Here is a 23,602-nt window from a genome sequence, read left to right as displayed (position 1 = left end):
GGGTTGGAGTTGACTGGTACTAATAAGCCGAGGGCTTGACCATTGATTGCTCGCGTCCACTGTGTCAGTTCTGAGACAACAACCCGCTTGTGATAATTGCAGAGTGAGTGTGTGTTGCCGATACAGGTTTCCACCACCCATGGTGGTGGTGGTGTGTTTCGGTGGTCATAGCGTGAGGGAAACGCCCGGTTACATTCCGAACCCGGAAGCTAAGCCTGACAGCGCCGATGGTACTGCATGCGGGAGCGTGTGGGAGAGTAGGACACCGCCGAACAAATCTTGAGAGAATAGCCCCGTTGGATGGTTAACCCCACCAACGGGGCTATTCTCATTTACCGACCCATGCCCGCGTATTCGTGGAACACCGCACCGCCCGTATCCCCGCCCCCCTGGACGCTGGCCCGCGGCCTGCCGGTAGTGTCAGGGGGCATCGTCGGCACGGTTGCTCACAGGAGGCTCCGGGTGGAGGTCCAGGAAAGACAGGCTGAGGAGGGCCGGGTCTTCACCATCCCCAACATCCTCAGCATGGCCCGCCTGGTCGGCGTGCCGCTCTTTCTGTGGTTGATCCTGTGGCCGGTCTTCGGCGGCCCCAACTGCGACGGCTGGGCGCTGCTCGTCCTCGCCTTCAGCGGCGTGAGCGACTACCTGGACGGCAAACTCGCCCGCCGCTGGAACCAGGTGAGCAACCTCGGCCGGATCCTGGATCCCGCGGCGGACCGGCTGTACATCCTGACCACGCTCCTCGGCCTCACCTGGCGTGACATCCTCCCGCTCTGGCTGACGCTCACGCTGCTGGCCCGAGAGCTCCTGCTGCTGGTGATGGTGTGGCTTCTGGACCGTCACGGTTATGCGCCTCCCCAGGTGAACTTCCTGGGCAAGGCCGCCACGTTCAATCTCATGTACGCGTTTCCGCTGCTGCTTCTCAGCGACGGGAGCGGCTGGATCGCGTCACTCGCTCTCGTTTTCGGGTGGGCTTTCGCCGGCTGGGGTACGACGCTCTACTGGTGGGCCGGGATCCTCTACGTGGTTCAGGTGCGCCGTCTGATCAGATCGGGTACTTCGGCCGACTGACCTGCCTTTCCTGAAGCGGCGTGAGCCAGTGTCGTTCCTCACTCGCGGGTGTGGTCCTTACCGGATCGGGGAAGTCGGTATGACCGTCGTCTGACCGAGGAGGACGCTTCCGACATGAAGGCCGTCGTAATGGCCGGCGGTGAAGGTACCCGCCTTCGCCCGATGACCGCGAGTATGCCCAAGCCGCTGCTTCCCGTCGCCAACCGCCCGATCATGGAGCACGTGCTGCGGCTGCTCAAACGGCACGGGCTCAAAGAGACAGTGGTGACCGTCCAGTTTCTCGCGTCACTCGTCCGGAACTATTTCGGTGACGGCGAGGAGCTCGACATGGAGCTCACATACGCCAACGAGGAGAAGCCCCTCGGCACCGCCGGCAGCGTCAAGAATGCCGAGGAGGCGCTCAAGGACGACTCGTTCCTCGTCATCTCGGGCGATGCGCTGACGGACTTCGACCTGACGGACCTCATCGAATACCACAAGCGCAAGGGCGCGCTCGTTACGGTATGCCTCACGCGCGTTCCGAATCCGCTCGAGTTCGGCATCACCATCGTGGACGACGACGGGAAGGTCGAGCGCTTTCTCGAGAAGCCCACCTGGGGCCAGGTCTTCTCCGACACGGTCAACACCGGCATCTACGTGATGGAGCCGGAGGTGTTCGACTACGTCGAGCCGGATGTCTCCGTCGACTGGTCGGGGGACGTCTTTCCGCAGCTGATGAAGGAAGGCAAGCCCATCTACGGCTACATCGCCGAGGGCTACTGGGAGGACGTCGGCACGCACGAGAGTTACGTCAAGGCGCAGGCGGACGTCCTCGAAGGCAAGGTCGACGTCGACATCGACGGCTTCGAGATCTCCCCGGGCGTATGGGTCGCCGAGGGGGCGGAGGTCCACCCGGACGCCCAGCTCCGCGGCCCGCTCTACATCGGTGACTACGCGAAGGTCGAGGCGGACGCGGAGATCCGGGAGCACTCCGTCGTCGGCTCCAACGTGGTGGTCAAGAGCGGTGCGTTCCTGCACCGCGCCGTCGTGGACAACAACGTGTACATCGGTCCGCAGGCGAACCTCCGCGGGTGCGTCATCGGCAAGAACACGGACGTCATGCGTGCGGCACGTATCGAGGACGGTGCGGTCATCGGCGACGAGTGTCTCGTCGGTGAGGAATCCATCGTGCAGGGGAACGTGCGCGTCTACCCGTTCAAGACGGTCGAGGCGGGAGCGTTCGTCAACACCTCGGTCATCTGGGAGTCGAGGGGACAGGCGCACCTGTTCGGTGCGCGGGGTGTCTCCGGCATTCTCAACGTCGAGATCACCCCGGAGCTGGCCGTCCGGCTGGCGGGCGCCTACGCGACGACGCTGAAGAAGGGTTCGACGGTCACGACAGCCCGTGACCACTCCCGCGGTGCGCGAGCCCTGAAGCGCGCCATGATCTCCGCCCTGCAGACCAGCGCCATGGACGTCCGGGACCTGGAGAACGTGCCTCTGCCCGTCGCCCGCCAGCAGACGGCACGCGGCGCGGCCGGCGGCATCATGATCCGTACGACGCCCGGCGTGCAGGACAACGTCGACATCATGTTCTTCGACGAACGAGGCGCCGACCTCTCCCAGGCCGCGCAGCGCAAGCTCGACCGTGTCTTCGCACGCCAGGAGCACCGGCGCGCGTTCCCCGGCGAGATCGGCGACCTGGCGTTCCCCTCCAGCGTCTACGACTCGTACACGGGGTCGCTGCTGCGCTCCGTCGACACGACGGGAGTCGCCGAGTCCGGGCTGAAGGTCGTCGTCGACGCGGCGAACGGCAGCTCGGGGCTCGTCCTGCCCAGCCTGCTCGGCAGGCTCGGCGTCGACTCCCTGACCATCAACCCGGGCCTGGACGAGTCCCGGCCCACCGAGACCGCGGACGCCCGCCGGGCCGGTCTCGTCCGGCTGGGCGAGATCGTCGCCTCCGCCCGTGCGGCCTTCGGTATCCGCTTCGACCCGGTGGGGGAGCGTCTCTCCCTCGTCGACGAACGCGGCCGGATCATCGAGGACGACCGTGCCCTGCTGGTGATGCTCGATCTCATCGCCGCCGAGCGGCGCAGCGGCAAGGTCGCACTGCCCGTCACCACGACCCGCATCGCCGAGCAGGTCGCGGCCTACCACGGCACGCAGGTCGAGTGGACGACGACGTCGCCCGACGATCTCACCCGCGTCGGCAGGGACGAGAACACCGTCTTCGGCGGAGACGGACGGGGCGGCTTCATCACCCCGGAGTTCAGCTCGGTCTTCGACGGGGCCGCGGCCTTCGTGCGCCTCATCGGCCTCGTCGCCCGCGCTCAGCTCACGCTCAGTCAGATCGACGCCCGCATCCCCCGTGCGCACGTGCACCGCCGGGACCTGGCGACACCGTGGGCGGTGAAGGGGCTCGTCATGCGCACGGTGGTCGAGGCGGCCGGTGACCGCTCCGTCGACACCACGGACGGCGTGCGCGTGGTGGAGTCCGACGGCCGCTGGGTGATGGTGCTGCCCGACCCGGCCGAGGCGGTCACACATCTCTGGGCAGAAGGGCCCGATGACGCTTCAGCCCAGGCGTTGTTGGACGAATGGGCCGCCGTGGTGGACAGCGCCGGACGGTGACGTCACCATCCGGTGGCCCCATTCGGCGGTAGCGGCCATGGCGTGCGACGATGTGCGTCATGTCGCAGCAGCACCCTGATCGGAGTACCGCATCGCGGCCTGCGCGACCCGATGCCTCCATGTCGCTGCTGACCAACGCGATGGACCACAGCCTTGACGACGGGTACGCACAGGCGGCCGCCCGCCGTGGCGTCGAGGGCCGGTCCGGCATGCCTCGCACCGTGCGTGCCAAGCTCGGCCTGGCAGCCGGACTGGTCCTCGCCGCGCTCGTGGTCACCGTCGGCGCGGCGCAGGCCCGGGTCTCCGCGCCGGAGCTCGCCAAGGAGCGGCAGGAGCTCATCTCCAGGATCGACGACGGGGACAAGCGGGCCGACTCCCTTCAGCGCAGCGTCAACAGCCTGCGCAAGGACGTCGAGGCGAAGCAGCGCAAGGCCCTGGAGAAGCACGGGGGCAACGAGGCGGAGGTCGTCGGGCTGCTGTCCGGCTCGCTGCCCGTGCACGGCCCGGGGGTCAAGCTCGTCGTCGACGACGCCGAGGACACCCAGGACACCGACTCCGGAGGCCCGCGGCAGGGCAGCGGTTTCTCGGACAACGGGCGCGTACGGGACCGGGATCTCCAGCGCGTGGTCAACGGCCTCTGGGAGTCGGGCGCCGAAGCCGTCTCCGTCAACGGACAGCGTCTGACGGCCCTTTCGGCGATCCGTGCCGCCGGCGACGCGATACTCGTGGACAACAAGCCGCTCGTGCCGCCGTACACGCTGCTCGCTGTCGGGCCGGGGCAGAAGCTCAGCACCGCCTTCCAAGACAGCGCCGACGGGCAGTACTTGCAGGTGCTGGAGGAGAACTACGGTGTGCGCACCAGCATCAGCACTCAGGACGACGTGCGGCTTCCGGCCGCGCCGAGCCTGATCGTACGAACGGCAGAGCCCGTGCAGACAGGAGAGGGCAGCAGATCGTGATCGCCGTACTGGGCCTCATCGTGGGAGTGGTGGCCGGACTCGTCGTCCGGCCGGTTGTCCCGACGCTGGTCGAGCCCTACCTCCCGATCGCCGTCGTCGCGGCGTTGGACGCGGTCTTCGGGGGCCTGCGAGCCATGCTCGACGGGATCTTCGACGACAAGGTCTTCGTCGTCTCGTTCCTGTCGAACGTCGTGGTGGCAGCACTGATCGTCTTCCTCGGCGACAAGCTCGGAGTCGGAGCCCAGCTCTCCACCGGCGTCGTCGTGGTCCTGGGGATCCGCATCTTCTCGAACGCGGCAGCGATCCGCCGTCACGTTTTCAGGGCGTGAGTTCGATGAGCGACGAGGACGACAAGAAGCGCCCCGGCCAGCTGCCGCCGGAGGAACCGACCGGCGGCGAGGGATCCGGGGACGCGCGCGAGCACTCCGGCCGGCCCCTCCGGCCGGAGGGAGACTCCGGCGCAGAGCCGGGGCCGGAGCAGCGGCAGGCGCAGGACGCCCCCTCCTCGCCGGCGGATGGAGCGGAGAAGGCCCGCGAGCCCGAGGGGGGCGGCCAGGGGCGCCCAGCTGGTCCGGACACCTCACGAGCCGGGCAGGACGCCCAGGAGACACCGGAGGAGCCGAAGAGCGGAGAACCCCAGGCGGCCCCGGCCCCGGGCGCGGAAGCGCCGCGTACCGGACGCCAGCGGCTCGCACAGGCTGTCTGGCCGCCCCGCGTCACGCGAGCCCAACTCATCGTGGCTCTCCTGCTGTTCGTGCTGGGCCTCGGTCTGGCGATCCAGGTGCGCTCCACAAGTGAGAACAGTTCGCTGCGCGGGGCGCGCCAGGAGGACCTGGTCCGCATCCTCGACGAACTGGACGACCGCACGAAGCGCCTCGAGGACGAGAAGCAGAACCTGGAGGGTCAGCGGACCGAGCTGGAGAACAGCTCGGACCAGGCGGAGGAGGCCCGTAAGCAGACCCGTCAAAAGGCGCGCCAGCTGGGAGTGCTGGCGGGTACGGTCGGCGCCCAGGGCCCGGGCATCGAGCTGACGGTGACCGACCCCGGCAAGGCGGTCGAGGCGGACATGCTGCTCGACGCGGTGCAGGAGCTCCGCGCGGCGGGCGCCGAGGCCATAGAGATCAACAACGTACGGGTGGTGGCGAGCACGTACTTCTCGGACAGCCCGGGCGGGGTACGCGTGGACGGACGCAAGATCAGCGAGCCGTACCGCTTTCAGGTGATCGGCAAGCCGCAGGACCTGGAGCCGGCGCTCAACATTCCCGGTGGTGTCGTCCAGACGCTGCGCAAGGAACAGGCCGATGTGTCGGTGAGAGCCTCGAAGAAGATCGTCGTGGACGCCTTGCGATCCGCGAAGCGCCCTGATTACGCTCGGTCATCGTCACCGTGAAGGTGATGGGGGCCTTGCGGGGGGTCGGCGGGCCCGGTGACCATCGCGTGAGGGAAACTGTCTGAAGATCAGGGACGTTGTCCGGGCGTCGCTGTCGGCCAAATGAGAGCATCGAGGGTCTGTCCTGCCCCACGGGCGGGTCTGTTTCGTGCGAGGGGAATCGCCCGTGAGTTTCTTTGCAAAATTGTTCGGCAAGGGCCGCCCGCAGGACGGCGGGGATGCCGCGCGGGGCGGGTCCTCCCAGGAGAGCGATTCCACGGGGCGGATCGCGGGCGAGGATGCCGAGCGGCCGCTGTTCCGTGACGAGGTCGCCGCTCCCGGCGGTGACGAAGCAGGTGGTCACGGTAGGGTTTCTGTTGACCCCGGAGCGTCGGGCCGCATAGGTTCCGGTGCACCATCAACCTCAAGTACGGGTGGAGGGGCAGACGTGCCGGTGTGTAGCAGGTGCGGGACGCAGGTCGCCCAGGCGAGCCGGTTCTGTTCCAACTGCGGGGCACCGCTTCGGGGCGGGGCACCCGTCGCCGAGGGTTCCTCCGAGACGACCTCGACCATCTCGATCTCCGGTCTGGAGGCCTACGAGGCGGAGGCCACAGGCCAGAAGACCCCTCCGCTCTCCCCCGAGGCCCAGGCCGCCGTCGACGCCCTTCCGATGGGCTCCGCGCTGCTGGTGGTGCGCCGCGGTCCGAACGCGGGAAGCCGCTTCCTCCTGGACGGCGAGCTGACGACCGCCGGACGCCACCCGGAGAGCGACATCTTCCTCGACGACGTGACGGTCTCCCGCCGCCACGTGGAGTTCCGCCGCGGTCAGGACGGTGTCTTCACCGTCGCCGACGTCGGCAGCCTCAACGGCACCTACGTGAACCGTGAGCGGATCGACGCCGGTGTGCCGCTGGCCAACGGCGACGAGGTACAGATCGGTAAGTACCGGCTCGTCTTCTTCGCCAGCCGGCACGCGATCTGACGTCTTTCGGGGGCCCATGGAACGCACACCCTCGGGCGGTGCCGGCGGCGGCACCGCCCCGGATCAGGGCAGCGGTCCCATGGGTATCGGCGCCGTCCTCGACGTACTGCGCGAGGAGTTTCCCGAGGTCACCGTCTCCAAGATCCGGTTCCTGGAGGCAGAGGGCCTCGTCGAGCCCCGGCGTACGCCATCCGGCCACCGCATGTTCGGCGCAGAGGACGTCCGGCGCCTGAGCTTCATCCTCCGTATGCAGCGCGATCACTACCTCCCGTTGCGAGTGATCCGGGAGCAGTTCGACTCGCTCACGGACGAGGAAGTGCGGCTGGCCGATCGTCGGGGAAACGTTCCGCCGCACGGAAGAACCCCGGTCGGCGGGGCTCTCGTCCCGGACGCCGTCTCCGGGGACGCCCCGGTCGGCCGCGAGGAGCTGCTGCGCGCGGCCGGACTGTCGGCGGAGGACCTCGCGGAGTGCGAGGCGTCCGGTCTGATCACCCCCGACGACGCGGGCGTGTACGGGCCGGAGGCCGTCGGCATCGCCCGTCTCGTGGCTCGTATCCGCCGCTCGGGAGCGGACCCGCGTCACCTGCGGGCGCTCCGGTCGACCGCGGAGCGCGACGCCGAGACAGTGAGGACGATCTTGGCGGCGCCGGGAAGTGAGAAAAATCCCGCCCTCGGCCCGGAGGCCGGGCCGAGGGCCCGGCCGGAGTCCGGTGCCGCTGAGCTCGTCGCACTGTCGCTGCAGCTCCATGCGGCCCTTGTGCACTCGGCCCTGCGGCTGCGTTCCCGGTGAGGACGTGGTTTGCCGTCCCCCGGGTGAGTCCCTGCACACGACAGCTCAGGGCGGGTCCCGACTACCCAAACAGGCGGGACACGGCCTAGGGTTGCTGTGTGAACGAGCTCGACGTTGTGGGTGTCCGGGTCGAAATGCCCTCCAACCAACCGATCGTGCTGCTGCGTGAAGTGGGTGGCGACCGGTACCTCCCCATCTGGATTGGCCCCGGGGAGGCGACCGCGATCGCCTTCGCGCAGCAGGGGATGACGCCTGCGCGCCCGCTGACCCACGACCTCTTCAAGGACGTGCTGGAAGCGGTGGGGCAGGAGCTCACAGCCGTCCGGATCACGGATCTCCGCGAGGGCGTCTTCTACGCCGAGCTGGTCTTCGCCAGCGGCGTCGAGGTCAGTGCCCGCCCGTCCGACGCCATAGCGCTGGCGCTGCGGACCGGCACGCCGATCTACGGCAGTGACGGTGTGCTGGACGACGCGGGAATCGCGATCCCGGACGAGCAGGAGGACGAGGTGGAGAAGTTCCGCGAGTTCCTCGATCAGATCTCGCCCGAGGACTTCGGCACCAGCAGCCAGTGACGCCTGCCTGTCAGGTCCTCGTCGAGCTGCCGAATCGAAACCCCCAGGACTTCCCCGGCCGAAGTCACGCCAAACCACTCGATGGGTGATTATCACCCGGCGTGCCGAGTGTGGCGATCGTTGACGCACCCCTGGTGACTGCCTACCTTCGGTGAGGCAGGTCCCGGGGGGACTCCGGGATGTGAAGGACGGAGGTCGGCGTGAGAAGTACCGGCGACGGTATGGCAGCGGATGGCCCCGCCCCGGTCACGGGCTCGCAAGGACAGACACCGCCGGAAGAGACCGCGGGCCCGTCCTCGGACCTGGTGGGATACCGCGGCCCCACAGCCTGTTCGGCGGCCGGCATCACGTACCGGCAGCTCGACTACTGGGCGCGCACCGGTCTTGTCGAACCCAGCATCCGACCCGCGTACGGCTCGGGCACGCAGCGGCTCTACAGCTTCCGTGACGTCGTCGTTCTCAAGATCGTCAAGCGGCTGCTGGACACCGGTGTGTCTCTGCAGAACATCCGCACCGCCGTCCAGCATCTGCGCGCGCACGGAATGACCGACCTGGCGCAGATGACGCTGATGAGCGACGGGGCCACCGTGTACGAGTGCTCCTCCCCGGACGAGGTCGTCGACCTGCTGCAGGGGGGTCAGGGCGTCTTCGGCATCGCCGTGGGCGTCGTCTGGAAGGACGTCGAGAGCGCACTGTCGCAACTGCACGGCGAGCACGTCGACACCGGAGAGACCATCGTCGGCGACCACCCCGAGGACGAACTGGCACGCCGGCGCAACCGCGCCGGCTGAGGATTGTCAGAGGCGTCCGGCAGCATCGACGAGTGTGAGAGGCGCACCGACGATCCTGCATCTGGACATGGATGCCTTCTATGCCGCCGTCGAGCAGGCAGCGAAGCCGAGCCTGCGCGGGAAGCCCGTCGTCGTGGGCGGCCTCGGGCCCCGCGGGGTGGTCTCCACCGCTTCCTACGAGGCACGGATCTACGGGGTGCACTCGGCGATGCCCATGGCGCAGGCACGCAGGCTGTGCCCCAACGCCGCGTACCTCACCCCGCGCTTCACGCTCTACCGGCAGGTCAGCGACATCGTGATGGAGATCCTCGGCCGCCACTCCCCGCTGGTGGAGCCCCTGAGTCTCGACGAGGCGTTCGTCGACCTCGAAGCCGGGGAGGTGCTGGAGGCGGCGGAGGCGCGGGCCGCACGCGAGGTGGGGGAGCGGCTGCGCGTCATGATCCGCGAGGCGACGGGCCTGAGCGGCTCGGTCGGCCTTGCGGGCTCGAAGATGCTGGCCAAGATCGCCTCGGAGGAGGCCAAGCCCGACGGCCTCTACCTCATAGAGCCGGGAGCGGAGCGCGAGCTGCTGGCCCCGATGCCGGTGCGCACGCTTCCGGGGGTCGGCCCGGCCACGGCCGAGGTGCTGCGCCGGGCGGGCCTCACCACGGTGGGGGACGTGGCCGAGGCGGGGGAGGCGGAGCTGCTGAGGCTGCTGGGGAAGGCGCACGGCGCGTCGCTGTACGCGATGGCGAACGGCTGGGACGACCGGCCCGTGGTCGCCGAGCGGGACGCCAAGTCCGTCTCCGTGGAGGACACCTTCGACGTCGACCTCACCGAGCGCACCCTGGTGCAGGCCCATGTGGCCCGGCTCGCGGGCCGGTGCGTCGAGCGCCTGCAGGCCGCGGGGAGGTCCGGGCGGACCGTCGTGATCAAAGTGCGCAGCTACGACTTCTCCACGCTCACCCGTTCGGAGACGCTGCGGGGCCCCACGGACGACCCGGCAGTCGTGCGTGAGGCCGCGGCCAGGCTGATCGACACCGTGGACACCACGGCCGGGGTCCGGCTGCTCGGTGTGGGCGTGACGGGTCTCGCGGACTTCACGCAGGAGGACCTCTTCGCCCAGGCCGCAGCCGCCGCGGAGGCCGCCGAACCACCGGAAGGGGAGCCGCATGCTGCCGGCGGCGCCCCTGTGCCGTCAGCGGAGGAGGACGCGGAACCGCTCGCGGACCGGCGGTGGCTTCCCGGGCGTGACGTGTGGCATGCGGAGCACGGCTTCGGCTGGGTCCAGGGAAGCGGCGTGGGGCGTGTGACTGTGCGGTTCGAGACCCCCGATTCGGCGCCGGGGAGGGTGCGCACCTACCCCGTGGACGACCCGGACCTGCAGCCGGCGGACCCCGTTCCGCTGGCTGCGATGGCCGGGCGTGAAGGGCGGGGGAGCGGTGGTGGGGCGGGGCCGGCGGAGTGAGGCCCTTCAGCTCTCCGACCCCGCTATGCGCCCGAAGTCGCGGTCAGGCGGCGGGGAGGCCGGGTACGGCGGGCCCTCCTCCGCCGGGGCGGGTACGTCGAGCCCGTAGTGGATGTAGAGCTGCAGCTCCTGCACGGGAGAGAGGTGCCGTCCTACGCCGAGGACGGGAGTACCCCTGACGAGCGAGCGTGCGAAGGGGACCAGGAGCACGCCGTCCACGAACTCGCTCGGCCCCAGCGGGACGAGAGCCTCGCGCCGGAGGAGACCGGCGCGGACGGCGGCCCACTCCGGCTCGCCGGTGGCGTCGTCGAGATAGACCTCGCCCACCGTTCCGATCTTGCATCCGCTCGAGTCGAGCGCTCTGCGCCCGATCAGCTTCCGGGGGTCGATGTCCCTCTGCACGGGTCCTCCATGTGCTCGCGAGTGGGCGCTGTGTGACCGCGTGTGCGGTGGCCCGGTACGGCTCCGGCTCTCCGGCGGGCAGGTCCAACGGGCCCCGGTACCCGCTCGGGTGCTTGTCACGCGCGGCAGAGTGCTGGGGCTCCAGCGGCGCCGGGAGCCGGTCGCGCAAGCCGTATTACCTACCCAAAGGCACATTGCGGGGTTTGGCCACTCGAGTGCACCTCCAGTTCCCGTCAGCGGAACCGCTGGTACGCTCGAAAGCGGCTGACGACCCCGAGCGGGAGAGTCCTCCGGCGCAGGTGCCGGGGGCGCCGAAGGAGCAACTCCTCCCCGGAATCTCTCAGGCTCACGTACCGCGCGGGTGAGGTCACTCTGGAAAGCAGGGCGAGCCATGCAGTGCCTGGGCTCCCCCTCACCGACGGTGAAAGCCGGACCGGCCGCGTGCTGGGCGGGCCGGTGAAACTCTCAGGTTGAGATGACAGAGGGGGAGGCCGTCCGGGCACCCGTGTCGTGGTGTCCCTCGCAGGTCGCAACGACCAGGAGGCCCCCGCAGATGACCGCCAACCGCATCCCCCTCACCGATCTCGAGCGCGGCACTCCTTTCGAACGGCGCCACATCGGTCCCGACTCCGGCGCGCGGGCGAAGATGCTCGCCCAGGTCGGCTACGGCTCCCTCGACGAGCTCACGTCCGCCGCCGTCCCCGAGGTGATCAAGAGCCACGGGGAACTGGACCTGCTGCCGGCGCAGAGCGAGGCCGAGGTGCTCGCGGAGCTGCGCAGCCTCGCAGGGCGCAACCGCGTCCTGCCGTCGATGATCGGCCTGGGCTACTACGGAACCTTCACGCCGCCGGTCGTCGTGCGGAACATCCTGGAGAATCCCGCGTGGTACACGGCGTACACGCCCTACCAGCCGGAGATCTCGCAGGGCCGACTCGAAGCCCTCCTCAACTTCCAGACGATGGTCGCCGACCTGACGGGGCTCCCCACCTCCGGAGCGTCGCTGCTGGACGAACCGACCGCGGCGGCGGAAGCCATGGCGCTCTCCCGCAGGGTCGGCAAGGTCAAGCAGGGCGTCTTCCTCGTCGATGCGGACTGCCTGCCGCAGACCATCGCCGTCGTGCGTACGCGGGCCGAACCCACGGGCGTCAAGGTGGTCGTCGCGGACCTCAGCGACGGGATCCCGGCCGACGTCGCCGAACAGGGCGTCTTCGGTGTGCTGTTGCAGTACCCCGGGGCGTCCGGCGCCGTACGCGACCACCGTGCCGTGATCGACCGGGCGCACGAACTGGGCGCGATCGTGACCGTCGCCGCCGACCTTCTCGCGCTCACGCTGCTGACCTCGCCGGGCGAGCTCGGCGCGGACATCGCCGTGGGCTCCAGCCAGCGTTTCGGCGTGCCCATGGGCTTCGGCGGACCGCACGCCGGCTACATGTCGGTGCGGGACAAGTTCGCGCGGAGCCTGCCCGGCCGTCTGGTGGGCGTGTCCAAGGACGCGGACGGCGACCAGGCCTACCGTCTCGCGCTGCAGACCCGTGAGCAGCACATCCGCCGCGAGAAGGCCACCAGCAACATCTGCACCGCGCAGGTGCTGCTCGCCGTGATGGCCGGCATGTACGCCGTCCACCACGGCCCGGAGGGGCTTGCCGGGATCGCCCGCCGCACGCACCGCTACGCGACGATCCTCGCGGACGGGCTCCGCGCGGGCGGCGTCGAGGTCGTCCACGGAAGCTACTTCGACACCGTCACCGCCCGGGTCCCCGGGCGGGCGGCGCAGATCGTGGCCCGCGCCCTCGAAGCCGGGGTGAACCTGCGGGAGGTCGACGCGGACCACGTCGGCATGTCCTGCGACGAGACGACGGGGCGGGCCCAACTCGCGGCGGTGTGGTCGGCGTTCGGCGTCGAGGCGGACGTCGAGGAGCTGGACTCCCGCGCGGAGGACGTCCTCCCCGCGGAGCTGCTGCGCACCGACGACTACCTGACGCACCCGGTCTTCCACGAGTACCGGAGCGAGACGGCGATGCTGCGCTACCTGCGCAGGCTCGCCGACCGCGACTACGCGCTCGACCGCGGCATGATCCCGCTGGGCTCCTGCACGATGAAGCTCAACGCCACCACCGAGATGGAGGCCGTCACCTGGCCGGAGTTCGGCGCGCTGCACCCCTTCGCGCCGCTCGACCAGGCGGAGGGCTACGTGACGCTGATCCGCCAGCTCGAGCAGCAGCTCGCGGAGATCACCGGATACGACCGGGTGTCGCTGCAGCCCAACGCGGGCTCCCAGGGCGAGCTCGCGGGTCTGCTGGCGGTGCGCGCCTACCACCGCTCGCGCGGCGACGAGCAGCGCAACGTGTGCCTGATCCCCTCCTCCGCGCACGGTACGAACGCCGCCTCCGCCGTGATGGCCGGGATGCGCGTCGTCGTCGTCAAGACGAGCGAGGACGGCGACGTCGACGTCGAGGACCTGCGGGCGAAGATCGCCCAGCACGGCGAGGAGCTCGCCGTGCTCATGGTCACCTACCCCTCGACGCACGGCGTCTTCGAGGAGCACATCACCGACATCTGCGCCGCCGTGCACGACGCCGGAGGCCAGGTCTACGTGGACGGAGCGAACCTCAACGCCCTGATGGGGCTCGCGAAGCCGGGCAAGTTCGGTGCGGACGTCTCGCATCTGAACCTGCACAAGACCTTCTGCATCCCGCACGGCGGCGGCGGTCCCGGGGTGGGCCCCATCGGCGTGCGCGAGCACCTCGCCCCGCACCTGCCCAACCACCCGCTGCAGCCCGCCGCGGGGCCGGCGAGCGGGATCGGGCCGATCGCGGGCTCGCCCTGGGGTTCGGCCGGGATCCTGCCGATCTCCTGGGCGTACGTCCGGCTCATGGGCGCCCAGGGGCTGCGGCGGGCGACGCAGACGGCGGTGCTGGGCGCCAACTACATCGCCAAGCGTCTGGAGCCGCACTACCCCGTGCTCTACACGGGCCCGCGCGGCCTCGTGGCGCACGAGTGCATCGTCGACGTCCGGCCGCTGACGAAGCAGACGGGTGTGAGCATCGACGACGTCGCGAAGAGGCTGATCGACTACGGCTTCCACGCCCCGACCATGTCGTTCCCCGTCCCGGGGACGCTGATGATCGAGCCCACCGAGAGCGAGGACCTGGCGGAGCTGGACCGCTTCTGCGAGGCGATGATCGAGATCCGTGCCGAGATCGACAAGGTCGGCTCGGGGGAGTGGCCCGCGGACGACAACCCGCTGCGCAACGCACCGCACACCGCAAGGCAGTTGAGCCGTGAGTGGGAGCACAGCTACGGACGGGAAGAGGGAGCGTTCCCCGCGGGGGTGAAGGCGTCCGACAAGTACTGGCCGCCGGTCCGCCGCATCGACGGTGCCTTCGGCGACCGCAACCTCGTCTGCTCGTGCCCGCCGGTGGAGGACTACGACGGCTGACGGGCGGCGCGCCCGAGCGTTCGCGTGCCGCCGGTGGCGGCACAGGTCAGGGCCGGTGCGGCGGTGACGCCGGGCCGGCCCTGGTTTCTTGTCGGGGTCTCTCAGGCAGCGGTGGCGATGCCGCGGACGAGAGGGCGGTGCGGGTCGATGATCTTGCCGTCCGGCAGCAGCTCACCGGTGTCCTCGAAGAGCAGCACGCCGTTGCACAGCAGGCTCCAGCCCTGCTCCGGGAAGTGGGCCACAGGGTGAGCGGCTTCCCGGTCGGCGGATTCGGCTGTGGGGCATGGTGGCTGGTGCTGGCACATTTTCGCTGTCGTCTTCCGTTGTGTCGTGGTGTTCGTGCTGCGGCTGGTCACGGTGTCCATGGCCGCCCCCGTTCCTCGCTCGGTCCCCAGTGTTCCCCTGTGGACTCGAATCCGCAGGGATTTCGCGTCACCACTCCTCAACCAGGACAGACGCATCACCCGTGCGGGTGGTTGCGCCTCAACTGGCTGGCACTGCAAGGCGATTTGCCGGATATGGGCAGGAGGGGGCCGAGGCTTCCGGGGAACTCACCGGATGCGGTTGGCGGTACGCTACCGCACCCTCGTCAGGCCGGAGTCCGCATCAGCGGAGCCGGCACGACGCGGCGAGTCAGCAGCGGCAGGAGGGCGCCGGCCCGGTGCGGGCGGTGTGCCGCGATGCCGGGCGGTGCCGGGGCCAGGGGTATGAGTACGTCGGAGGGCAGCGGGGTGCCCTCGGCGGGCTCGGCCGCGGTGTCCCCGTGCAGCCACAGCGTCAGCATGTACAGCTGCGGTACGGACAGCAGCCGCGGCTGGAGCTCGTCGTCCAGCGATTCGGCCTGCTCCAGCGCCTGCCGTGTCGCGGCGACGTAGGGGCCGCCGCAGAAGTACGCGAACGCCCAGCCGTCCGGGGTGAGTACCGACTCGGCGGCGGCGGGCGCGGAGGTGCCGGACGGGGCCTCCGGGTCGCGCAGCAGGAAGCGCCAGCCGGTGAGACGGGTGGCGGAGCTGCCGGCCGCGGGGGTGAAAGAAGCCAACTCGTGTAGCGGCAGGGGGAGTTCGGGCTGAAGCCGGCTGCGTGGACCTTCCGGCGCGGCGGGCCCGCCTCCCTGGCCGTGCGCGGCGGGGGAGCCGAGGGCTGCGAGAACACTGCGGAGCGCGGCGGGCGGGGCCGGGGGAAGGTGCAGCGGCATGACAGGTCGCCTCTCACTGGGAGACACACGGGTGGTGCGGCCGGGGTGCAGACAGCGCTGTCGGCGTGAGGAAGGCCGCGTCGCGGGCGGCGGGGTGACTGCGGGTGCCGGGCGTCGGCGGTACCGCGTCTCAGCCTTGCCCGGAGTTTATACGAAGGGTGTTCTTGTGTGCTTTCGCCTCGCATCGCCCGATAATGGACGCAAGGGCATATCAAGCCGATATTCACGTTCTCTGCACAGGGTTTTCCATGCCTTTCCGTCGCTCCGGTGCTTCACCGGGTCTCCGGCCTGCCGGAACCGGAGCAGTCGCGGTTCGGCCGGAACCGGTCGGGTCCTTCCGCGCGGGTGTGTGCTTCCGGTGCGGGACGGGGACGTATGCCGGCGGAACATGCCGTTGAAGTGCAGGTGCGCGCGTACTGACAGGTGGGTAGCGAGTGGGCGGTGAGGCGTGATCCACGACCTTGCCGGGCATCATGGCTGACACCACGCGGTCGCATCTAGGAGGGACGTCCCGATGGGTGAGAAGGTCGTCTCCGACGGGTTCGACCTGTCCGACCGGCACCAGTACCGGCGGAAGCTCCGGGAGTGCCTCGACGCGCTGCGCGTGCTCCTGGACGAGAAGCGCTTCGAGCGTCCCCGCAACCTCATGGGGCTGGAGATCGAGCTGAACCTCGCCGACGGCGACGGGCTGCCCCGGATGATGAACCTCGAAGTGCTCCGGCGGATCGGCAGCGAGGACTTCCAGACGGAACTCGGGCAGTTCAATCTCGAGGTGAACATCGTCCCGCACCGTCTGTCCGGACGGGTCTTCGACCAGCTCGCCGAAGAGCTGCGGACGGGGCTGGGGTACGCGGACCGGCAGGCGCGCCAGGAGGGCGCCGGCATCGTGATGATCGGCATCCTCCCCACCCTCACCGACGAGGACCTGGTCTCCTCGAACCTCACCGAGGTGGACCGGTACATGCTGCTCAACGACCAGATCATGGCCTCGCGCGGCGAGGAGGTCGTACTGGACATCGACGGCGTGGAGCGGCTGAACCGCACGTCGAGTTCGATCGCACCCGAGGCGGCTTGCACCTCGGTGCAGCTGCACCTGCAGGTGACGCCCGAGCGGTTCGCCGACGTGTGGAACGCCTCCCAGGCGGTGTCGGCCGTGCAGATCGCGATGGGCGCCAACTCGCCGTTCCTGTTCGGGCGTGAGCTGTGGCGGGAATCGCGGATCCCGCTGTTCCTCCAGGCCACCGACACCAGGCCGGACGAGCTGCGCGCGCAGGGCGTGCGTCCGCGCACCTGGTTCGGCGAGCGGTGGATCGAGTCGGCCTACGACCTCTTCGAGGAGAACTTCCGCTACTTCCCCGCGCTGCTGCCGATCTGCGCGGAGGAGGATCCGCACCAGGTGCTGAGGGAGGGCGGCGTTCCCGCCCTGTCCGAACTGGTGCTCCACAACGGAACTGTCTACCGCTGGAACCGGCCCGTCTACGCCGTCGCCGGAGGGGTGCCGCACCTGCGGGTCGAGAACCGCGTACTGCCGGCAGGGCCCACGGTCACGGACGTCCTGGCCAACACCGCCCTCTACTACGGGCTCGTGCGCAGCCTCGCCGACGAGCAGCGCCCCGTGTGGCGGCGGCTGCCGTTCGAGGCGGCGGCCGAGAACTTCGACGCGGCGTGCCGTCACGGCATCGACGCCGAGCTGCACTGGCCCCGCTCGGGACGTCAGGGCGGTCTGGTGAAGGTTCCCGCTGTGCGGCTCGTACAGGAGGAGCTGCTGCCGATGGCGGCCGCCGGCCTGGAGGCGTGGGGGGTGGAGCGCGCCGACCGTGAGCGCTACCTGGAGGTCCTCGAGGCCAGGTGCCGCTACCGCGTCAACGGCGCCTCGTGGCAGGCCGCGGCGTACCACCGGGCCGTCGACTCGGGGCTCGACCGGGAGAAGGCGCTCGCGGCGGTCACCCGCCGGTACTGCGAGCTCTCGAACACCGGCGAGCCCGTGCACAGCTGGCCGCCCGGTCCATAGAGGGACACGCGGAGGGACGTGCGGAGAGACGTGTGGAAGGACACCGCCGGCCGGCCGGTGACCCCTCCGACGCCCGCGCGGGCCGGGTCGGGCAAGCTGTGACGCATCACCGGAGCGCCGAAGCGGTACGGCCGGCGGGAGCGCGCCGGGCAGCGGAAGCGCGCGAGGCGCGGACCGGCCGAACGGGAGGCATGTGTGAAGTCGCAAGCGCGGGACCCCGGGTCGTCCCCGCCCCTCGGGGAGGACCCTTCGCCGCGCACGCTGCGGAGCGAGATGTACCTCGTGCTGGCGCTCTCCCTCGGGGCCAGCGCGGTCTCCGCCCTCATCAGCTTCGTCGGTTCGCTGACCGCGCCCGGATCGCTCGCGGACCAAGCGGCGCGCATGAACACCTCGCGCGCTCCCGACAGGCCCTGGCTCGACCTGGCCTGGCAGCTCTTCGGCGTGGCGACGGCGCTCGTCCCCGTCGTGCTCGTCGCGCACCTGCTGACGCGGGAGGGGGCGGGCGGGCTGCGCGCCATCGGCTTCGACCGGGCAAGGCCCGCATTCGACCTCACGCGGGGAGCGCTGCTCGCCGCCGCGATCGGAGGCAGCGGCCTCGCCCTGTATCTGGGCGCGGTGCAGGCCGGGTTCAACCTCACCGTCGTGCCGGAGTCGCTGCCGCACGTGTGGTGGCGCATTCCCGTGCTGATCGCGTCCGCGCTGCAGAACGCGATCGTGGAAGAGGTGATCGTCGTCGGCTACCTGCTGCGCAGGCTCGGCCAGACGACGCGGTTCTCGCCCTGGGCGGCGCTGGCGGTCAGTGCGGTGCTGCGGGGCTCGTACCACCTGTACCAGGGCGTCGGCGGCATGGTCGGGAACATGGCGATGGGCGTCATCTTCGTCTGGCTGTACCGGCGTTGGGGCCGGGTCGGGCCGCTGGTGGCGGCGCACGCGCTGATCGACATCGTCGCGTTCACGGGCTACGCCGCCCTCGAGGGACGGGTCGACTGGCTGCCCACGCCCTGACGGCGGGCCGGGGCCCGCACCGCCGCGGGGGCGTGGGCGCCGCGCCCGTCAGAACTCGACGCGCAGCCGTGCGTCCAGCACCGTGACCGCGCTGCCGGTCAGCTCCGTCCGCTCGCCGCGCAGCGCCGTGCGGACCCGGCCCGTACGGGCGGAGCACTGCAGACCGGTGAGGACGTCGCTGCCCAGCCGGCCGGACCACAGCGGAGCCAGCGCGGTGTGCGCGCTGCCGGTGACGGGGTCCTCGGGGATGCCGACGGCGGGGCCGAAGACCCGCGAGACGTAGTCGTAGCCGCTGCCCGCGGGGTCGGCCGCGAGGGCCGTCACGATGACCGCCCGGTGCGGCAGCCGCAGGAGCGCGGTGGGATCGGGCGTCACGGCGCGTACCGCCGCCTCGTCCGGGAGCTCCACGAGGAGGTCGCCGAGCGGCCCCGTGTCGTGGACGGCCACAGGGGCGGAACCCAGGCCCGCCTGCACCTCTGCCGGGGGAGTCACCCGGGTGAGGGGCGCGGTGGGGAAGTCGAGGGTGATGTCGCCGTCCGGGCCGGTGGCCGCGGTGAGCACCCCGCTGCGGGTGCGGAAGCGGACCGGGCCGTCGGCTGCCCGCGTGGCGCCGTCGCCGTGCAGGACGTGCGCGGTGGCGAGCGTCGCGTGACCGCACAGGTCCACCTCGGCGGTGGGGGTGAACCACCGCAGCGCCCAGTCCGCTCCGGGGTCGTCGCGCAGGGGGTGGGCGAAGGCGGTCTCCGAGAGGTTCATCTCCAGTGCCACGCGCTGGAGGCGCTCGTCGGACGGGAAGTCGGAGCTGTCCTCCAGCAGTACGACGGCGGCCGGATTGCCCGTCCAGGGGCGGTCGGTGAAGGCGTCGACAGTGCGGATCCTCATGGCGGGACCGTAGGTGCGACGTGGGGCCGCGGGCCACGGCCAATCACGGGGAGGTGGACCGGGCACCGTCCGGAAGACCCGGCGGCGGACCGTGATCTGCGTGCCGCCGCCGGTCCCGGCGACGCCGGACCTCAGTCCAGGGTGACGCGGTAGACGGCCGAGTCCCTCCGCTGGAAACCCGCCTTCTCGTACAGGCGGTTCGCGGCTTCCCGTGAGGGTCTCGACGTGAGGTCGACGGTCCGGGCCCCGGCCGCGGCGGCCACGTCGAGGGCCTTGTCGATGAGGGCGCGTCCGACCCCGTGGCCGCGTCCGGCCGAGTCGACCACGACGTCCTCGATGTGGGCCCGCAGCCCTGACGGCAACGGGGACATCACCAGCGTCAGAGTTCCGGCGATCACTCCCTCGACCCGGGCCACCAGCACCGTGTTGGTGCTTGCAGCCGTCAGCCTCTCCACGGCCCGGCGGTCCAGCGGCTCGGCACTGGACGACAGTTGCGGCAGGAGGCGGGCGAAGGCCGCCACCAGTTCGTCCGTCGCCTCGTGGACGGCTTCAGTCTCGACGCTCATGCCCTGGAACCTATCGGCCCGGCCGCCGGTGCCTTCGCTGACAGGCACGCCTCAGCTCAGCAGGTCGGCCGTGAACGTCCTGCGGTGGTCCACCGGCCAGGTCTGCTCGATGAGGCCGGGCAAATCGGCGCGGTCCCGAGGAGGAGGCGTAGCTGTCGGCCACCGTGGAAGAGGCTTGCCGCTGGACTATCTCCGATATATCGTTGACGCATCGCGACTAGGTTGAGAAACTCAAAGACAGGTCAATGACAGATCACGATGGAGGGGTCTGCGATGCGCAAGGAAGAGCACGGACGTGGTGGAGGAAGCCGCGGCTTCGGGGGAGGGCCGGGCGGTTGCGGCCCCGGCGCGCACCCCGGGCACGGCCCCTGGGAGCGGAAGGCGTTCGGCCCCTTCGGGCCGCCTTTCGGGGACGGCCCGCCCTTCGGTCCGCGCGGCCGCGGGCGGGGAGGGGCGCGCGGGCGTGCGCGCCGGGGCGACGTACGGGCGTCGATCCTGGCTCTGCTCAAGGACCGGCCCATGCACGGCTACGAGATGATCCAGGAGATCGCGGAGCGCAGCGGGGGTGCGTGGAAGCCCAGCCCCGGATCGGTCTACCCCACCCTCCAGCTCCTGGAGGACGAGGGTCTGATCAGCAGCGCGAGCGAAGGCGGCAAGAACCTCTTCTCGCTCACCGAGGCGGGCCGCGCGGAGGCCGAGGCCGGTCCGGACGCTCCCTGGGAGGAAGCCGGGCGCGGCATCGACTGGGACGCCATGAACGAGGTGCGCAAGGCCGGCGGGGGACTCGTCAGCGCGTTCCAGCAGGTGTGGGCGAACGGCACGCCCGAGCAGCGTGAGAAGGCCGTGGGTGTCGTGAACGATGCCCGCAAGAAGCTCTACCTCATCCTCGCCGAAGAGGAGTAGGGAGGGGGCGGGCGACAACGGGGGCGAACAGCGCGGCCCGGGCAACCGGGGCCGGGAGCGGGGCAGTCGGCGCCCCTCGGGGAGCGGCGCCGGGTGTCCCGCCCGTCAACTGGTCCGCAGCGGCAGTACGTCGATCTCGCCGGCCCCGCAGACCGTGCCGAGCTTCCACGAGGCGGTCTTGGAGGTGCGCTGGTCCGGCGGGATGACGCGCAGCTTCGCCGGCTCGGGGCACTTGCCGTCGGCGGGGTCGCCCTCGCCCGGCACGACCGTCCAGTGCAGCCGGGCCGACGCCTGCCCGCCCGCGGCGAGGGTGAGTGGGCGCGACGGGTCCGAGTGGTCCCGTACGACCTCGGTCGGGATGGCCTCGCCGTCGCCGCGCGTCAGTTGCAGGCCGGGCCAGCCCTGCGTGCGGCAGGAGGTGCCGGAGGAGTTGGTGAGCACGAGAGTGCCGTAGCGGTTGCCGGCGGCCGGCTGGCCGGGGCGGAGTGAGACGGAGAGCGCGCCGGTCGTGCACCAGGGGGGACGGTTGCCGGCCTCGTCGCCCGGGCGGTCCTGCCCGCCTCCCTGTTCCTCGCCGGCCCCGGGGGCCTTCTGCTGTACGGGGGCGGACCCTGCGGAATCGTCCCGTGAGCCGTGCGACGAGGGGCCTGCCTCTCCGGCGGACGCGGGCCTGTCCGAGGAGGAGGCCGCCCCGGCGGTGCATCCGGTCGCGGCCAGGGCGGCACCGACGGTGAGGGCGGCGAGGGCGGCGCGTGCATGGATCCTTGCCATGGGAGTCTCCAAGTGCTGCCGTACAAGCGGGTGTTGTAGGTCAAGACGCGTGATTTCGGGCCCCGGTTCCCTCCCGGGTGGCGGTGCCCGCCTACGCTCCCGCTCCTCCCTGAGGAGGAGGAGCGAGGCCGCCGGCACCACCCACGGTGTGATGTGCAGATGCCTCACAACGAGGATGCCCGCAGGGAGTGTTTGTGATGTGGTGGTCCTGTGAACAGCAGTACGCCTTCAGCTCCCGCAGTCCTCCCGGCCGTCGCCGCCGAGGATCTTTTCAGCGAGCAGCTGGCCGTCGTGGTCGCCGGTGCCAGGAGGCGTGCTGCCCGCAGCGGCGACGGCGACCTGGACACGGCGCACCTGCTGCACAGCCTCCTCGAATCGGATCCGGCTGTCCGCGCGCTGCTCGGCGGCGAGGGCACGCGTACGGCGAAGGTGCTGGGCTACCTGGCGCAGCGGTCCATCGGGTACGGGGTGCGCTGGCGCGACGCCGTCGAGGACGCGCCTTCGTCCGGCGCCGGTGAGGCGGCCGCCCCTGCTGCGCCGCCCGGCTGGTCGCCGCGCGCCGCTCAGGCGTTGCGCGTCGCGCAGGAGCGGGCGGTCTCGCGCGGTGCCGCTGACGTGGAGGGCGTCGACCTGTTCGCCGGGCTCCTCGCGGACGAGGGCTGCCGGGCGGTGGAGGTGCTGCGCGCCTCGGGGGCCGGGGCGGACGGGCTTCCGGGCGCCCTCCCGGACGCGCGGGACGTCAGGAGCATGCGGGGTGACACTGCTGTCGCGCGTTGACATGATGAGCGCATGCACGACTCCGCCCGCCCAGGCCCCCCGGCCCCGACCGCGCAAGCGCGCGGTTCCGGCCTGACGCTCGCCCTCGTCTCCGCCTTCGCGTTCGGAGGATCGGGGCCCGCCGCCAAGCCGCTCATCGAAGCGGGTCTGGAACCGCTGCACGTCACCTGGCTGCGGGTCGCGGGAGCCGCGCTCGTCCTGCTGCCGCTGGCGTGGCGGCACCGCGGGCTGCTGCGCGAACGTCCGGGCCTGCTCGCGGGGTTCGGGCTGCTCGCCGTGGCCGGGGTGCAGGCCTGCTACTTCGCGGCCATCTCCCGCATCCCGGTGGGCGTCGCCCTCCTCATCGAGTACCTGGCTCCCGCGCTGGTGCTGGGCTGGGTGCGGTTCGTGCAGCGCCGGCCGGTGACGCGGGCAGCGGGCGCCGGTGTCGTCCTCGCCGTCGGCGGCCTCGCCTGCGTGGTGCGTGTGTGGTCCGGACTGACCCTGGACGCCCTGGGGTTGCTGCTCGCCCTGGGGGCGGCCTGCTGCCAGGTGGGCTACTTCGTCCTCTCCGACCACGGCGCCGACGGCAAGGACGGCAGGCGGCCGTCCGACCCGATGGGCGTGATCGCGTACGGACTGCTGTCGGGAGCCCTCGTGCTCACCGTGGTGGCCCGGCCGTGGACGATGAACTGGGCGGTGCTGGGCGGGAGTTCGTCGATGAACGGGACGTCCGTGCCCGCCTGGCTGCTGCTGGCGTGGATCGTGCTGGTGGCGACGGTGGCCGCGTACCTCACCGGCGTGGTGTCTGTGCGACGGCTCTCCCCGCAGGTCGCCGGCGTCGTCGCATGCCTGGAGGCCGTCATCGCCACCGTGCTCGCGTGGGTGCTGCTCGGCGAGCACCTGGCGGTCGTGCAACTCCTCGGCGGGGCCGTGGTGTTGCTCGGCGCCTTCATCGCGCAGAGCTCCGCGCCCAAGGACGCGGGCGCCGAGCCGATCGCGTCCGGCGCGGGGGCCGCGGCCGGTGACGAGGCCCGGCTGAAGGACGTTCCCGCGCCGTGACGCGCGCCGCCCCGGCGAG

Annotated in this window: 22 protein-coding genes, 1 rRNA gene and 1 riboswitch; of the genes, 17 read left to right on the top strand and 6 right to left on the bottom strand. The window is 70.8% G+C overall.

What is annotated here, in order from left to right; genetic code table 11:
- The first annotated feature begins 157 nt into the window (after positions 1-157).
- The 11 genes from rrf to H181DRAFT_RS23745 all read left to right on the top strand — a co-directional run bounded on the left by rrf (position 158) and on the right by H181DRAFT_RS23745 (position 10,591).
- Positions 158-274: ribosomal RNA gene (gene rrf / locus H181DRAFT_RS23795) — 5S ribosomal RNA — on the top strand.
- 188 nt (positions 275-462) lie between these two features.
- Positions 463-1,071 carry a cardiolipin synthase ClsA gene (locus tag H181DRAFT_RS23790; protein WP_045866436.1) on the top strand — a complete coding sequence of 203 codons (609 nt, stop codon included), beginning with the start codon at positions 463-465 and terminating at the stop codon, positions 1,069-1,071.
- Positions 1,072-1,185: 114 nt separating this feature from the next.
- Positions 1,186-3,681 carry a mannose-1-phosphate guanyltransferase gene (locus H181DRAFT_RS23785; protein WP_045866435.1) on the top strand — a complete coding sequence of 832 codons (2,496 nt, stop codon included), beginning with the start codon at positions 1,186-1,188 and terminating at the stop codon, positions 3,679-3,681.
- A 59-nt stretch (positions 3,682-3,740) separates the two neighbouring features.
- Entirely contained in the window at positions 3,741-4,640 is a 900-nt protein-coding gene (locus H181DRAFT_RS23780; RefSeq protein ID WP_074468019.1) for a DUF881 domain-containing protein, read from the top strand.
- Positions 4,637-4,969 (top strand): small basic family protein, encoded by a 333-nt coding sequence (locus tag H181DRAFT_RS23775; RefSeq protein WP_028432652.1) that lies wholly within the window; start codon positions 4,637-4,639, stop codon positions 4,967-4,969. The genes H181DRAFT_RS23780 and H181DRAFT_RS23775 overlap by 4 nt, the downstream gene beginning before the upstream one ends.
- A 5-nt stretch (positions 4,970-4,974) precedes the next feature.
- Positions 4,975-6,030, top strand: a complete 1,056-nt coding sequence (locus H181DRAFT_RS23770) for a DUF881 domain-containing protein (RefSeq protein ID WP_074468018.1) — start codon at positions 4,975-4,977, stop codon at positions 6,028-6,030.
- Positions 6,031-6,457: 427 nt separating this feature from the next.
- Complete coding sequence (locus H181DRAFT_RS30290; RefSeq protein ID WP_045866433.1) at positions 6,458-6,991, top strand: FHA domain-containing protein; 534 nt, start codon at positions 6,458-6,460, stop codon at positions 6,989-6,991.
- Between the two features lie 16 nt (positions 6,992-7,007).
- Entirely contained in the window at positions 7,008-7,781 is a 774-nt protein-coding gene (locus tag H181DRAFT_RS23760) for a transcriptional regulator FtsR (RefSeq protein ID WP_045866432.1), read from the top strand.
- Between the two features lie 98 nt (positions 7,782-7,879).
- Complete coding sequence (locus H181DRAFT_RS23755; protein WP_027764781.1) at positions 7,880-8,353, top strand: bifunctional nuclease family protein; 474 nt, start codon at positions 7,880-7,882, stop codon at positions 8,351-8,353.
- Between the two features lie 200 nt (positions 8,354-8,553).
- Positions 8,554-9,144 (top strand): MerR family transcriptional regulator, encoded by a 591-nt coding sequence (locus H181DRAFT_RS23750; protein WP_074468016.1) that lies wholly within the window; start codon positions 8,554-8,556, stop codon positions 9,142-9,144.
- A gap of 34 nt (positions 9,145-9,178) precedes the next feature.
- Positions 9,179-10,591, top strand: a complete 1,413-nt coding sequence (locus H181DRAFT_RS23745; protein ID WP_045866430.1) for a DNA polymerase IV — start codon at positions 9,179-9,181, stop codon at positions 10,589-10,591.
- A 6-nt stretch (positions 10,592-10,597) separates the two neighbouring features.
- Here the strand turns inward: H181DRAFT_RS23745 and H181DRAFT_RS23740 are convergent, their stop codons facing one another.
- Entirely contained in the window at positions 10,598-10,993 is a 396-nt protein-coding gene (locus H181DRAFT_RS23740; RefSeq protein ID WP_045866429.1) for a PRC-barrel domain-containing protein, read from the bottom strand.
- Positions 10,994-11,261: 268 nt separating this feature from the next.
- Positions 11,262-11,359: riboswitch (glycine riboswitch) on the top strand.
- A 187-nt stretch (positions 11,360-11,546) separates the two neighbouring features.
- Here H181DRAFT_RS23740 and gcvP point away from each other — a divergent pair.
- Positions 11,547-14,432, top strand: coding sequence for an aminomethyl-transferring glycine dehydrogenase (gcvP, locus tag H181DRAFT_RS23735; protein ID WP_045866428.1), 2,886 nt, complete (start codon positions 11,547-11,549; stop codon positions 14,430-14,432).
- 101 nt (positions 14,433-14,533) lie between these two features.
- On the opposite strand, the gene H181DRAFT_RS23730 is transcribed toward gcvP, so the two are convergent.
- Both H181DRAFT_RS23730 and H181DRAFT_RS23725 read right to left on the bottom strand, forming a co-directional pair.
- On the bottom strand, positions 14,534-14,737 hold the full coding sequence (locus H181DRAFT_RS23730; protein ID WP_045866470.1) for a DUF5999 family protein: 204 nt from the start codon (positions 14,735-14,737) through the stop codon (positions 14,534-14,536).
- A 284-nt stretch (positions 14,738-15,021) separates the two neighbouring features.
- Positions 15,022-15,627: a hypothetical protein gene (locus H181DRAFT_RS23725; protein ID WP_045866427.1), complete on the bottom strand. Its 606-nt coding sequence runs from the start codon at positions 15,625-15,627 to the stop codon at positions 15,022-15,024.
- A 514-nt stretch (positions 15,628-16,141) separates the two neighbouring features.
- On the opposite strand from H181DRAFT_RS23725, the gene H181DRAFT_RS23720 reads away from it, so the two are divergent.
- Positions 16,142-17,638 carry a glutamate-cysteine ligase family protein gene (locus H181DRAFT_RS23720; RefSeq protein ID WP_045866426.1) on the top strand — a complete coding sequence of 499 codons (1,497 nt, stop codon included), beginning with the start codon at positions 16,142-16,144 and terminating at the stop codon, positions 17,636-17,638.
- A 195-nt stretch (positions 17,639-17,833) separates the two neighbouring features.
- Complete coding sequence (locus H181DRAFT_RS23715) at positions 17,834-18,643, top strand: CPBP family intramembrane glutamic endopeptidase (protein WP_074468015.1); 810 nt, start codon at positions 17,834-17,836, stop codon at positions 18,641-18,643.
- 48 nt (positions 18,644-18,691) lie between these two features.
- Here H181DRAFT_RS23715 and H181DRAFT_RS23710 read toward each other — a convergent pair whose 3' ends face one another.
- Complete coding sequence (locus H181DRAFT_RS23710) at positions 18,692-19,525, bottom strand: PhzF family phenazine biosynthesis protein (RefSeq protein ID WP_045866424.1); 834 nt, start codon at positions 19,523-19,525, stop codon at positions 18,692-18,694.
- Positions 19,526-19,656: 131 nt separating this feature from the next.
- A complete protein-coding gene (locus tag H181DRAFT_RS23705) occupies positions 19,657-20,139 on the bottom strand; it encodes a GNAT family N-acetyltransferase (protein ID WP_302622654.1) in 483 nt (160 codons plus the stop codon).
- A 225-nt stretch (positions 20,140-20,364) separates the two neighbouring features.
- Between H181DRAFT_RS23705 and H181DRAFT_RS23700 the strand changes: the two genes are divergently transcribed.
- A complete protein-coding gene (locus H181DRAFT_RS23700; RefSeq protein ID WP_078895920.1) occupies positions 20,365-20,994 on the top strand; it encodes a PadR family transcriptional regulator in 630 nt (209 codons plus the stop codon).
- A gap of 105 nt (positions 20,995-21,099) precedes the next feature.
- Here the strand turns inward: H181DRAFT_RS23700 and H181DRAFT_RS23695 are convergent, their stop codons facing one another.
- The gene (locus H181DRAFT_RS23695; RefSeq protein ID WP_045866421.1) at positions 21,100-21,765 is read right to left on the bottom strand and encodes a DUF4232 domain-containing protein; all 666 of its coding nucleotides are present in this window, start codon (positions 21,763-21,765) and stop codon (positions 21,100-21,102) included.
- Between the two features lie 210 nt (positions 21,766-21,975).
- Between H181DRAFT_RS23695 and H181DRAFT_RS23690 the strand changes: the two genes are divergently transcribed.
- Together H181DRAFT_RS23690 and H181DRAFT_RS23685 are read left to right on the top strand one after the other, a co-directional pair.
- On the top strand, positions 21,976-22,542 hold the full coding sequence (locus H181DRAFT_RS23690) for a Clp protease N-terminal domain-containing protein (protein WP_045866420.1): 567 nt from the start codon (positions 21,976-21,978) through the stop codon (positions 22,540-22,542).
- 12 nt (positions 22,543-22,554) lie between these two features.
- Positions 22,555-23,583, top strand: a complete 1,029-nt coding sequence (locus H181DRAFT_RS23685; protein WP_045866419.1) for an EamA family transporter — start codon at positions 22,555-22,557, stop codon at positions 23,581-23,583.
- The last annotated feature ends 19 nt before the right edge of the window (positions 23,584-23,602 follow it).

This window comes from Streptomyces sp. WMMB 714 (assembly GCF_900090125.1).
Taxonomy (GTDB): Bacteria; Actinomycetota; Actinomycetes; order Streptomycetales; family Streptomycetaceae; genus Streptomyces; species Streptomyces daqingensis.
This window is presented reverse-complemented; position numbering and strand designations above follow the sequence as displayed.